Source organism: Mesorhizobium sp. WSM4906 (genome assembly GCF_029674625.1).
Classification (GTDB): Bacteria; Pseudomonadota; Alphaproteobacteria; order Rhizobiales; family Rhizobiaceae; genus Mesorhizobium.
In genome coordinates this window covers 3,775,019-3,787,109 of the sequence record NZ_CP121355.1, presented here as the reverse complement: position 1 = coordinate 3,787,109, position 12,091 = coordinate 3,775,019, and the positions used below count along the sequence as shown (strand labels likewise).

Sequence of the window (12,091 nt, the reverse complement as noted above, 5' to 3'; positions counted from 1 at the left end):
GTTAACGGCGCAACTACGAATTCAAGAGTTGTACACGTACATCTTGACAGCACGCATTTTCGCCATCGTGCCCGGCCGCGAAATCGAGCCCAATCGCGGCTTGACAGGCGTCGAATGGCAGGAAAAAGCTGCAAAAACCTTTCGATACGGCCCAAAAACAAGCCATTCTGCGGGAAAAAGGCCCCATTGTTACATTATGGCAACAATGGGGCGTAAAGTTTCCGTTTACGTCAAAATTAACGCAACGGCATGGCTGTATCCACAGCAGGTGCCGTGAGGGAAAGCGGCCTTCCGGCGGGGCGAATCTTCGCCCTCAGCCGGCGTCGCGAACCCTGGTCAGGGCGACCGAAAGCTTCTCTTGCGCCTCGCGATATTCGGCCAGCTTTTCGCGCTCGGCCTCGACCACCTCTTCGGGCGCGTTGGCGACGAACTTCTCGTTCGAGAGCTTCTTGTGCAGGCGAGCGATCTCCTCGGTCACCTTGGCCAGTTCCTTCTGCAGGCGCGCAGCCTCGGTGGCAAGATCGATCAGGCTGCCGAGCGGCAGGCAGACGGTCGCTTCGTTGAGGACGATCTGGGCCGAGCCCTTGGGCGGCGTTTCCGCCAGCGATATGCTGCCGACGCGGGCCAGGCGTTTGATTGCCTGATCATGGCGTTCGAGCCTCTCGCGCGTCGTTGCGTTGGCGCCGATCACCGCCAAGGGCGCGATCGCCGCCGGCGGCACGTTCATTTCCGAGCGCACCGAGCGGATGCCGGAAACGAGGTCGACCAACCAGTTGATGTCGGCGGCCGCGTCGTCATCCTCGAAATCGGGCGACGGCCAGGTGGCATGGCAAAGCAGCGACTCCCGCTCCTTGCCCTCGCCCGCCGTCTGCGCCCAGAGCTCCTCGGTCATGAACGGCATCATCGGATGGAGCAGCTTGTAGATCTCGTCCAGCACGAACGCGACGCAGGCCCGGCTTTCCGCCTTGGCGGCTTCGTCCGCGCCCATGAACACCGGCTTCAGCAACTCCAGATACCAGTCACAGAACAGGTTCCAGACGAAGCGGTAAGCGGCGCCCGCCGCCTCGTTGAAGCGGTATGAGGTGATGCCCTCGGTGATCGCGCGCGCCGCCCGCGTCAGCTCGGTCAGGATCCAGCGGTTGACCGCGAGCATGGCATCGTTCAGCCAGAAGTCGTCGTTCCTGGCGACCTCGTTCATTTCGGCGAAGCGTGTCGCGTTCCAGAGCTTGGTGCCGAAATTGCGGTAGCCGGCGATGCGCGCCGGGTCGAGCTTCACGTCGCGTCCCTGCGCCGCCATTACGGTCAAGGTGAAGCGCAGCGCATCGGCGCCATACTCGTCGATCAGGTCGAGCGGGTCGATGACGTTGCCTTTCGACTTCGACATCTTCTGCCCGTTCTTGTCACGCACCAGCGCATGGACATAGACCGTGTGGAACGGTTCCTCGTCCATGAAGTGCAGGCCCATCATCATCATGCGGGCCACCCAGAAGAAGATGATGTCGAATCCGGTCACCAGCACGTCGGTCTGGTAGTAGGTCTTGAGCTCCGGCGTCTGGTCGGGCCAGCCGAGTGTGGAGAACGGCCACAGCGCCGAGGAGAACCAAGTGTCGAGAACATCCTCGTCACGCGTCAGTATCTCGCCCGGCTGGAAATTCTCCAGTCTGTCCTCGACCCAGGCCTTCCACGGCCCTTCCAGCGCCAGATAGTATTCGATCGCCGCGGCTAAAGCCTCCTCCTCGGTTTTCTCGACGAAGACGCGACCGTCAGGCCCGTACCAGGCCGGTATCTGGTGACCCCACCACAGCTGCCGCGAGATGCACCAGGGCTGGATGTTCTCCATCCAGTCGAAATAGGTCTTCTCCCAGTTCTTGGGCACGAAATTGGTCCGGCCCTCGCGCACCGAGGCGATCGCCGGCTTGGCGAGCTCGGCCGCGTTCACGTACCACTGGTCGGTCAGGAACGGTTCGATCGGCACGCCGCCGCGGTCGCCATGCGGCACCGTGTGGCGATGCGGCTCGACCTTGCCGAGGAAGCCGCCCGCTTCCATCAGTTCGACGATCTTCTTGCGCGCGGCGAAGCGGTCCAGCCCGTCGAGCTCATCCCAGACGGCCTGCCGCTCCGGCGTCACTTCAAGACCGGCGAGGAAGTCTTCGTTATCCTTGAGCTTGACGGCGGCATCGACGGTCAGGATGTTGATCGCAGGCAGTTTGTGGCGCTTGCCGACCTCGAAGTCGTTGAAGTCGTGCGCGGGCGTGATCTTGACCGCGCCTGAGCCTTTCTCCGGATCCGAATATTCATCGGCGACGATGGGGATGCGCCGGCCGACGATCGGCAGGATGACGTTCTTGCCGACCAGATCGCGAAACCGCTCGTCATCGGGATGCACGGCCACAGCGGTGTCGCCGAGCATGGTTTCGGGGCGGGTCGTCGCGACCGTGATGAAGGTCTTCGGGTTCTCGGGGTCGAACACCGCCCCCTCGACCGGATAGCGGAAGTGCCAGAGATTGCCGTTGACCTCGTGCTGCTCGACCTCGAGGTCGGAAATGGCCGTCAACAGCTTCGGATCCCAGTTCACAAGGCGCTTGTCCTTGTAGATCAGCCCTTCCTTGTAGAGGGTGACGAAGACCTCCAGAACCGCCTTGGACAGGCCCTCGTCCATAGTGAAGCGCTCCCGGCTCCAGTCGGCCGAGGCGCCGAGCCGCTTCAGCTGGTTGAAGATCGCGCCGCCGGATTCGGCCTTCCACTCCCAGACTTTTTCGATGAACTCCTCGCGCGTCAGATCGCGGCGATGGATCTGCCTTTCCATCAGCTGGCGCTCGACCACCATCTGCGTGGCGATACCGGCATGGTCCATGCCGGGCTGCCAAAGCACGTTCTTGCCGCGCATGCGCTCGAAGCGCACCAGTATGTCCTGCAGCGTGTTGTTGAGCGCGTGGCCCATATGCAGCGAGCCGGTGACGTTCGGCGGCGGGATGACGATGGTGAAGGCTTCCGCCCCTTCCTCCGCGCCGGCGCCGGCGCGAAACGCGTCGGCCTCTTCCCAGATTTTGGCGATCTTCGGCTCGACGGTCTTGGCGTCGTAGGTTTTATCAAGCATGGAGGAAGTCCGAACTGTCGGTAACAAGCGTCCGGTGTAAATCGGAAGCTCTTGGCCGAGTCAACCGCGAGAAGGATAGGCCTGCCTCGCCCAGATAGGCTTGCCGCGATCGACGGCAATCCCGCAGCCGCATTTCCCGCCCGATGGCGGCGCCTTTACCTCGAACGGCCGGGCGAAATCACTGCGCGCCGCGCGCCACGCGCTCGATTTCCTCGCGCACGAGCCGTTCGACCAGCGTCGGCAGATTGTTGTCGAGCCAATCCTGCAGCATCGGCCGCAGCATCTCCTCGGCCATCTCGTCGAAAGTCTTCTTGCTGCGGCTGGCGAAGGCGTCGGAAAGCTCGCCGAATGCCGCCGCGACCTGACGGCCCGCATGCTCGGACAGGATCGCCGGCCGCGCCGGCGGCAAGTCGGTCGAGGACAGCCCGGAAACCTTGCCGGGCGCTGCGGTTTCGACCGTTGGCGCGGCAACATCCTCCTCATCGATCTCGACTTCGGGTGCCACTCCCGGAGGACGGGTTGCCACCTTCGCCTTGACGGAGCTTCCACCAACGGCAGCGATCTCGCGCCGCCAGTCGGCGACGATGGTATCGGCGCTTTGCGGTAAGCTCGCCGCCGCCCCCGCAACCGCCGGCGTGTCGGGCTCGGCGGCGATCCTGGCCCCGACTTCCGCCAGGGTTGTGGGTGCAGATGCGGTCTTCATCGGCTCGGAGCGCGTCTCGGCGCGCGCGGCCGCCGGATCGGACGCCGCAAGCTGGGCTTGAATCTCCGCAAGACTCACCGGCTTCCGGGGAGCGGATTCCGCGTTCAGCTCTGAACGGAAGGCGTCAACCTCGGCGGCCGGTGCCGCCGGCGTGGGCTGGAGGTCCTGGCGCACGTCACCGCCCTCGGCCGCCGGTTGCTTGCGGCCGGTGTCGCTGTCCTCGATGATCCTTCGGATGGAAGCGAGAATCTCTTCCATGGAAGGTTCGCGCTGTGCGCTGCTTGCCGTCGCCATCGTCACATCCGCCGCCCTTGTGACCCATTGCAGATTTCCATTCCGGCCGGCCGGAATTCGAATCAATGGCGACAGCGTAACCGACCGATCGTCATCCGAGAATCCCCAATCTGGGGAGACATTGGATTTCAACAGATTAGCCGCCTCCGACGTCAGCAGCCGACTGGTTGGCTTTCAGATGCAAAAACGCCGCGCATCCATCGGATACGCGGCGCTTTTGGAAGCTTACAGGAAGGATCAGCGGCCGTCCGGCGTGCGCAGCCCAATCCACTTGTCCTTGACGGCGTTGTAATGCTCTTCCGGCTTGTACTTGGTGACCGCCAGACCGAGCCGGTCGACCGACAGGCGGCCGATCGCCGACAGGATCGCATAGCTCGCCACCACCACGTCGTGCTCGGAACTCGCCTGATTGATCTTGGCCGTGATCACCGCATTCTGCGCGTTGAGCACGTCGAGCGTGGTGCGCTGGCCGACATTGCGCTCCTCGATGACGCCGTTGAGCGCCAGTTGCGCGGCGGCGATCACCTGCCGGTTGGCGTCGACATTTTCGCGGGCGGCGGTGTACTGCGTCCACGCCGACGCCACGGCCTGGCGCACCTGGTCGCGGCTGACGTCGACTTCGATGCGCGCTTGGCTGAGCGATTCCTTGTTCTGCCGCACGATCGCCGAGGTCCGGCCGCCGGAATAGATCGGAATGGTCAGCGTGGCGCCGATATTGGCGGACGTCGAGCTACCGTTGGGGTTGGTGAGGGAGGTGGGAACGGTGTGGCTGTAGTTGTCCGAAATGCCCGCGGAAGCCGAGACCTGCGGCAGCAGCGCGCCTTCCGCCGATTTCACCGAAAACGCCGCGGCGTCGACGAGATGTTCGGTGGCAAGGATGGCCGGATGCTCGGCAGCGGCGATGGTGAAGGCCGAATCGATGCTTCCCGGCAATAGCTTGCCAAGCGGCGCGGCAGCCTTGAGCTTGCCCGGCTCGTCGCCGACGATCTGGTGATAGGTCGCGGCACTGGCCAGAGCCGTGGCGCGGGCGCTGGCGAGCTGCGCCACCGCCGTCGCCCGCGAAGCGTCGGCCTGGGCGACGTCGGTGCGGGTTCCCTCGCCGACCTCGAAGCGCGACCGTGCGGCGCGCGCCTGCTCGGTCAGGAATTGCAGGTTCTGCTCGGTCAGCACCGCGATCTGGCGATCGCGGATCACGTCCATATAGGCGCTTGCCGCGTTGAACAGGATGTTCTCTTCGGTGTTGCGCAAGCTCTCGACCGAAGCCTTCACCTGCGATTCGGCGGCGGCGACGTTGTTCTTGGTCTGAAAGCCGTCGAACAGCAGCTGGTTGATTTGAATGCCGAAGCTGCCGGTCGTTATTCTCCTGCTGGAACCAAATCCGTGCGTATTGGTGTAATCGATGCTGCCGGAACCGGTGACGGTCGGCCGGTAGCCCGACTTGGCGATGGCCACGCCTTCATCGGTGACGCGCACGCCGGCGCGGGCGGAATTCAGCTGGGAGTTGTATTGATAGGCCTTGGCGAGCGCGCCGGTGATGGTTTCTGCCGATGCGGCCAATGGCGAAAGCGCTGTCGCCGAAACGAGCATGGCTGTTAGAAAAGTCTTGCGTAGGGGCGGCACGTATTATCCCTCATTCGTTTTGCATGGGAACCACGCCACGCAGCCTCTCCTTATGGATCAGCCCGCGTCGCGTTGTTATCGTTCCCCCGCTGACCGCCCCCCGAAAATCCCCGGTCAGGCAAATCAGCAACGATTGTTCAGGCGCAAGCGATCATGACAGCGCCTTCGCCGCAAGGCAAAAACGCTTAAAATTCGAACGCATGGATACGTTCGAACCCCGGTAGTGGCTTAATTGCCGCATTGAAGGCGCGTCTTCCGGTTACAACCCCCCCAGCCTTGAAAAATAGCCGGGCCACGCCAGAGTTGCCCCGCCCTTCGACCACAACCAGCCGTCCATCCTCCGCGAGCTGGTCGAGCAATGCCGCCGGCACCTCCTCGACGCTGCCGCCGACGAAGATGGCGTCATAGGGCGCCTTGGCGGCATGACCTTGCGGCAACGGCCCGGTCACCACCGTCACGTTCTGGCAACCAAGTATCGAAAGTGTCGACTTCGCGGCTTCCGCCAGCGCCGGATCGCTCTCCAATGCAACCACCGATTTCGCGATTCGGGAAAGCAGGGCGGCCGAATAGCCCGTGCCGCAGCCGACATCGAGCACGCTATCGCTGTCGCTGATCTCAGCCAGCTGCAGCAGCTTGGCGAGTGGCGACGGTTCCATCAGGTAGCGGGCGCTGCCGCCATTGACGCCGTCGGAAATACGGATGTCCTCGTCGATATAGGCCAGATCGCGTTGGCTGGCACTGACAAAGACTTCGCGCGGCACGGAGAGCATCGCTTCGATCAGCGGCGCGCTGGTCACGTCGGTGGTGCGGATCTGGCCATCGACCATCCTCACGCGGCGTTCGGAGAAATCAGCGTTCATGTCCCAACCAACCCGCTTTCCGCGCCAATTCACCACCCGCGCCCGATCCAATTCCCAGGTAAAGTCCGCGAGCCAATTCGACCGGAACCTGACGCTCCGGCGCGACGGCGCCGGAGTCCGGGCATTGGAGGCCTCGCCCGGAATCGAACCGGGGTGCAAGGATTTGCAGTCCTCTGCGTAACCACTCCGCCACGAGGCCTTCCATGCTCCCGGCGTTCCGAGCGAACTCATTATGTTGGCGGTGGAAGGTCGTCAAGCACCGGCAGGTCATTCCCGGCGCTTTCCATGCGTCATCGCAGACAAGTGGTTGCCGATCGCTTGCGGCCGTCCTCGGCAGCGTCGCCGGAGCTTGATGGCCGCCTCCTGGCAGGCTCTCAATCAGGCCGGCGGCGGCGTTCCCACCAGACGACGAAGCGCCGCCTGTGGCGACGCACCAGCGCGAATTCGTAGGATAGGACCAACAGGCCCAGCGGAATCATCCAGAAACCGAGAATCGGCAGAAAGCCCAGAATCCCGCCGACGGTGAGCAGCACGCCGATCGCGATCCGCAGTCCGCGCGAGCGCGGCATCGCGAACTCGCGGCCCAAGACCGTGATCTTCCGCGCCGGTGCATTGTCGTCGTCAGCTGCCGTCATTCAAAACCAGATCCATCTGCGTCATCGGTACCAAAGGCAACAACCGGCCGCTTTGTTCCGCGCCAGTGTGAAGCCGTTCATATGTGGGCACGCCGAAACGATGCCACAAATGGCCGCACGAAAAACTGGAGAAAAATTGCGAATTGCTGCTTTGCAAAGCCGAAAGGTGTTTGCTATAGGCTGCGCCACTCACATCAGAGCCTCCGTTCCCCGGTAGCTCAGTGGTAGAGCAACCGGCTGTTAACCGGTTGGTCGCTGGTTCGAATCCGGCCCGGGGAGCCAACAATTCTCGATAACTTGCTGGGAAAGCCGATCCTGCCGCTCTGCCGGCACGGTCACTCTTGGGCGACAATCTGGGCTACGTCGCATTAGCCTGAACTTCGCTTGCAACCCATTTGCCATGCTCCCGGGCCCGTATCATGTTCCCGGGCCTCGGCGAATTTTGCCTCCGCGGCCGGAAGCTCGGCCGCGAGCCACGGCAACTCCGGATTTTTCCGATGCTGACGGAGCGGCAATGGATGTCGGGATCGCCGCAAGCGCGCTGATGGCCGTCTGGCCATATTGTGTTGTGCTGGCCGAGAGGCATCGTCCGTATGGATGCGTCCCGGCCGTTCTTTGGATGTGTTCCGGTCACATTAGCGACAACGTATAGAAGGAACTCGCCGGGCGAGACCCCAACTCCCTCAAGCCCGGCGAGCCTACTACCTGACCAGAGTACGCGATCAGGACCGGGATCAACCGGCAAGCCTTGCTGTGCAAGACAGATGCCAGGAATCTGTTCTGAAATGAGACGAGTGACCCTGCGTCAGGACTCAGCTATGGCTGCGCGTGCGCACTCCCTGGCCGGCGCCAGCGTTTCAGGCAACCTCCACCGACAGGCGCCGGTCATTTTTCGGCAGAGGTCTCTGGACGACCTGCTTCTCTCTTCCTCTCCAGTTCCAATAGGATGCTGAATACTGACGCAAAGGCCCCGGCATTGTTCGAGTCCTTGCTCCGCTGGTGGAAGTACGGCAGAGCGAATGCCAAAATCATCGTGACGATGGTCGCCCCTGTCACGTGGCTGCTGCCGGCAAGCCAGCAAAAAACCGCGACCACGCCACCGGCTATCGTCGCCCCAAACGCACCTGCCAGCAAAGGATTGTATCTAGGCGGCGGCGCTACCGAGTCTGCCCAGCGCTTGGCCTCTAGGTAAATGCGCAGCGGATCCATACGACACTCCCCGATGTCGGCGAGTCTTAGCAATTTCTGATGAACCGGCTAAGGGCCATACGTGGCATTCGACCCTGCGACCGACGTCCCTGCCCGCTGACATCACGGTGGGACATTGGTCCGTGACGTCGCCGGAATCGTTCCTTCGTTCGACTGCAAGCGTGGCACGGTTCTTGCGGTCGTAATTTCAGGCACGCCGGGAATTTAGGCACTGTTCCATATCAACACCGGCGTGTGCGAGGTTGGGACAATGACGAAGCGTAAGGTTCTGTTTGGCCTTCCCGCAGCATTTTTGGCCACGGCCCTCGGGTTAGCCTTCTTTTCGTCCGAGACCGCATGGAGACTTGTGACAGCGATCCAATCCCATTCAGTCTTTTGTTCGAGCGGTCCTTCGCTCGTGACTGTATCGGCGTCGCGGATTTTGCCGCCATGTCCGCCGGCCGTCACAAGGTCATAGGGGCGTTCGATGTGGACCTTGATCGCTCGGTTGGTATCGGCCTTTCGCGAATTCGTTGCACCAAGCTACCGGCCAGAACTTTACTACATGCGCGGCCCCGGGCCGGCCTCCGCGCGCCGCGCAATCTCGCGCTGAGCGCGTGTTGGCCGCCGCTGTCCAACGGCGCCGAAGCCGCATTTGTCTCGTGGTTCGCAACCGGGTCACGTTAGGAGGCGTGCCTTCCGCGATCGCACCATACCCTTTCGAGGTAAGTTAGCCGATTTGCATATGCGGCGGACCTAATAGGCCGCCAGGCCGGCGCACACTTCAGGCAATCTCCCCAACGAGAGGCGCCGGCCACCCTTCCGGGTGTTTCGTTTTTGGACCAAAATGCTGGCACCTGTCTTGCACCGAAGAGATTGCCGGTGCTCCTCCCATCGGTCCTGATCGGGGGATCAGGAAGTAACCTCTCGCCGGGCTTGAGTTATTGGGGTCCTCGCCCGGCGAGTCTTTCTTTCAGCACATGGCGCCGACGAGGAACTGAAGAGATAGGACTCAGTCCCGCCGCGAAGAGCAGGCACCATGGCCGTTTCGCATGGCCGAAGTGCTGCCGAGATGGTTGACCGCCGGGGTCCGTGACCTAGCTTACCCTCACGATGGACCGTCCAGACTCCGAAATGGCGGAATGGCACGCACCGTGGGAGACCTCTCGGGACATTGAGGATGGCGAGGTGCGGGCCGGCTTTTCGGAGTTCTGCACGTCCTCGGCCGCCGACAATCGGCGGTCACGGCGTTTTCTGGTTTCGTTTCAGGCAAAAATCATCGGCGCGGGCATCTCCTATGCTGCGCGATGCAATGACAAATTCGCGCAGACTGGGGGGCCGAAGCAGCGACAGCTTCGAGGGCAGGCAGAAGCTTTAGCCAGCACCAAGGCGAGGACGCACACAAAGCCTCACGAGATTAAATTACACCGAAGACCGCACAGGCACTGCGATGTCAAACCATCTTGCCGGAATTTACGCAGATAACACGGATCTCGCCCTCCTGGGCGGGATGACGATATTTGTCTTGATAGGCGTCTGTCTCGTACTCCGGCGCATCCTCATCGCTATGCGACGGCACGCGATACCAAATGCGTACCTGAGCGAAAGCAGGATTACTCCCCTCGATGAGGCTTCTTGGGCTTGGGACCGCCCACCCGACCTTGCAGCCAAGCCTGCTTCCTCCCAGGCTGCCGTGCCCCCGGCCCCTGATGGCAGACCTCAGGATGATCTCGACGATCGGCAGTCCGGGTTGCGAAACGAGTATTTCGATTTCGACACGACGTCCGAGGCAGGCGAGAGCCCGCCTGGGGTGCAGCCCAATGCTTTCGCTTCGGCGACCAGCTTCGCTATGGCCTCGCCTCCCCGCGTTCACAGGCCGACGAGTGTCGCGTTACGCCTGGGCGTTGCCGCAATCTGTCTGGCCGTGCCGCTCGGTTACGCGATGACGAGACAAAACTTGGTCGAGAACGTCCCCATCATTTCGCAGGTCCTGGACCATCCCGATCCTTCGCGCCCCGTCGAGCTTCCGGCAAATGCTGCGTCAGGTGTGCATGAACCAGCCCAGGAAGATGGGCGCACGAATGTCGAATTGCCTGGACCGGATGCTACGGCCGCCAAGGCGCAAGTCGAGGCGGCTCTTGCTCAGGCATCCGCTGCGAGGGAATTGGCCGGCCAGGAGCACCAAGCTGCGGAAGAAGAGCGTGCCAGGAGCGCCTCGCTGCAGAGCGCGCTCTCCGAGTCTCGCAAACAGATCGACGCACTGAAGACGAGCATGGCAGCCGCCGGCAAAGCCAGCGAGGAGCGTTTGCGCAACGAACTCGCGGCAGCCCGCACGTTCGACGCATTGCGGCGAATTGCGCAAGACGCCCGCGCGCTGGCGGGCCAGACCCTCAACTACGTCTTTATACAGATGCCCGCTGCTCGCCTGGAGCGTCAGCAAACCGAACGGATGGCGCGAGACCTATCGCAAGCGCGGGCGCAAATTGAACAGCTTGAGGCCAAGGCCGCCCAGGATCGCGCCAAGGCCGAGGCTTCGCTGGCGCAAGTGAGCGGAATGCTCGACGAGGAGCGCCGGAAGTCGAAGGACCTTCGTGGCGACATAGCCGCAATGGAGCAGTCCAAGGCCGCGATCGCGGACACGGCCGAGCGGGAACGGACCGGTGCAGCCACGGCGAGAGGACGGGTTGAGCAGACTGCGGCCGAGACGGCGCAGGCCCTGGCACGGGAACAGGCTGCAACAGCTTCGATCCGCGAGGATCTCAACAAAGCTCGCGTCGAGCGCGACGCGGCTGACCAGGAGCGAGCCAAGGCTGTCTCGGCAACAGAGCGTGCCGAGCAGACCGCGAGCGAGGCGGCGCGGGTCCTGGCACGAGAACGCGCTTCGGCAGCCTCGACCCAGAAGGACCTCGACAAAGCCCGCCTGGAGCGCGACGCGGCTGACCAGGAGCGAGCCAAGGCTGTCTCGGCAACAGAGCGTGCCGAGCAGACCGCGGCCGAGGCGGCGCGGGTCCTGGCACGAGAACGCGCTTCAGCAGCCTCGACCCAGAAGGACCTCGACAAAGCCCGCCTGGAGCGCGATGCAGCTTTACAAGAACGAGCCAGGGCTGTCTCAGCAACAGAGCGTGCCGAGCAGACCGCGGCCGAGGCGGCGCGGGTCCTGGCACGAGAACGCGCTTCAGCAGCCTCGACCCAGAAGGACCTCGACAAAGCCCGCCTGGAGCGCGATGCAGCTTTACAAGAACGAGCCAGGGCCGTCTCGGCGAGAGAGCATGCCGAGCAGACTGCAACCGAGACGGCGCAGGCTCTGGAGCGAGAACGCGCTTCGGCAGTTTCGGCCCAGGAGGACCTCGACAAAGCCCGCCTCGAGCGCGACGCAGCCCGAGACCTTTTGGGGCAGGCAGCCATCAGGCTCAAGGAGGCTCTGGACAACCAACGTGAAGCGACTGTTTCTCTCGCCCGCGAGCTGGCCGCAGTGCGCGCGGATAATGACAAGCTCAGGGCCGAAAGCCGCGAAGCACAGATTGATCCGCCGCTGAAGCCGCGCTCTGGCCGCGCATCGGCCGGCGCAGGCAAGGTGAAGGCTGTCAGCCAGAAGACTGCGCGCAACAAGGTTCGCAATTCGTCGCGGGTAATCCGCGTGCGTACCTTCACGCTTCCGTTTTCCCTCCGGCCGAGCCGCCCGACGTTGGACTGA

At 63.0% G+C, this 12,091-nt stretch carries 9 protein-coding genes and 2 tRNA genes; 3 read left to right on the top strand and 8 right to left on the bottom strand.

The window, feature by feature from the left end:
- The first annotated feature begins 43 nt into the window (after positions 1 to 43).
- Positions 44 to 277, top strand: a complete 234-nt coding sequence (locus tag QAZ22_RS17990) for a hypothetical protein (protein WP_278202094.1) — start codon at positions 44 to 46, stop codon at positions 275 to 277.
- Positions 278 to 313: 36 nt separating this feature from the next.
- On the opposite strand, the gene QAZ22_RS17985 is transcribed toward QAZ22_RS17990, so the two are convergent.
- The 7 genes from QAZ22_RS17985 to QAZ22_RS17955 all read right to left on the bottom strand — a co-directional run bounded on the left by QAZ22_RS17985 (position 314) and on the right by QAZ22_RS17955 (position 7,402).
- A complete protein-coding gene (locus QAZ22_RS17985) occupies positions 314 to 3,097 on the bottom strand; it encodes a valine--tRNA ligase (RefSeq protein ID WP_278202093.1) in 2,784 nt (927 codons plus the stop codon).
- Between the two features lie 178 nt (positions 3,098 to 3,275).
- Complete coding sequence (locus QAZ22_RS17980) at positions 3,276 to 4,094, bottom strand: PopZ family protein (RefSeq protein ID WP_278207875.1); 819 nt, start codon at positions 4,092 to 4,094, stop codon at positions 3,276 to 3,278.
- Between the two features lie 237 nt (positions 4,095 to 4,331).
- A complete protein-coding gene (locus QAZ22_RS17975; protein WP_278073014.1) occupies positions 4,332 to 5,714 on the bottom strand; it encodes a TolC family outer membrane protein in 1,383 nt (460 codons plus the stop codon).
- Positions 5,715 to 5,899: 185 nt separating this feature from the next.
- Positions 5,900 to 6,574 carry a protein-L-isoaspartate O-methyltransferase gene (locus QAZ22_RS17970; protein WP_278202092.1) on the bottom strand — a complete coding sequence of 225 codons (675 nt, stop codon included), beginning with the start codon at positions 6,572 to 6,574 and terminating at the stop codon, positions 5,900 to 5,902.
- Positions 6,575 to 6,699: 125 nt separating this feature from the next.
- Positions 6,700 to 6,773 (bottom strand) — tRNA-Cys (locus QAZ22_RS17965).
- 175 nt (positions 6,774 to 6,948) lie between these two features.
- The gene (locus QAZ22_RS17960; protein ID WP_278202091.1) at positions 6,949 to 7,209 is read right to left on the bottom strand and encodes a hypothetical protein; all 261 of its coding nucleotides are present in this window, start codon (positions 7,207 to 7,209) and stop codon (positions 6,949 to 6,951) included.
- The gene (locus QAZ22_RS17955) at positions 7,196 to 7,402 is read right to left on the bottom strand and encodes a hypothetical protein (protein ID WP_278202090.1); all 207 of its coding nucleotides are present in this window, start codon (positions 7,400 to 7,402) and stop codon (positions 7,196 to 7,198) included. The genes QAZ22_RS17960 and QAZ22_RS17955 overlap by 14 nt, the downstream gene beginning before the upstream one ends.
- Before the next feature lie 14 nt (positions 7,403 to 7,416).
- Between QAZ22_RS17955 and QAZ22_RS17950 the strand changes: the two genes are divergently transcribed.
- Positions 7,417 to 7,491, top strand: a tRNA-Asn gene (locus tag QAZ22_RS17950).
- Between the two features lie 603 nt (positions 7,492 to 8,094).
- Here QAZ22_RS17950 and QAZ22_RS17945 read toward each other — a convergent pair.
- Complete coding sequence (locus QAZ22_RS17945; protein WP_278202089.1) at positions 8,095 to 8,418, bottom strand: hypothetical protein; 324 nt, start codon at positions 8,416 to 8,418, stop codon at positions 8,095 to 8,097.
- Between the two features lie 1,936 nt (positions 8,419 to 10,354).
- Here QAZ22_RS17945 and QAZ22_RS17940 point away from each other — a divergent pair.
- Entirely contained in the window at positions 10,355 to 12,091 is a 1,737-nt protein-coding gene (locus QAZ22_RS17940; RefSeq protein ID WP_278202088.1) for a hypothetical protein, read from the top strand.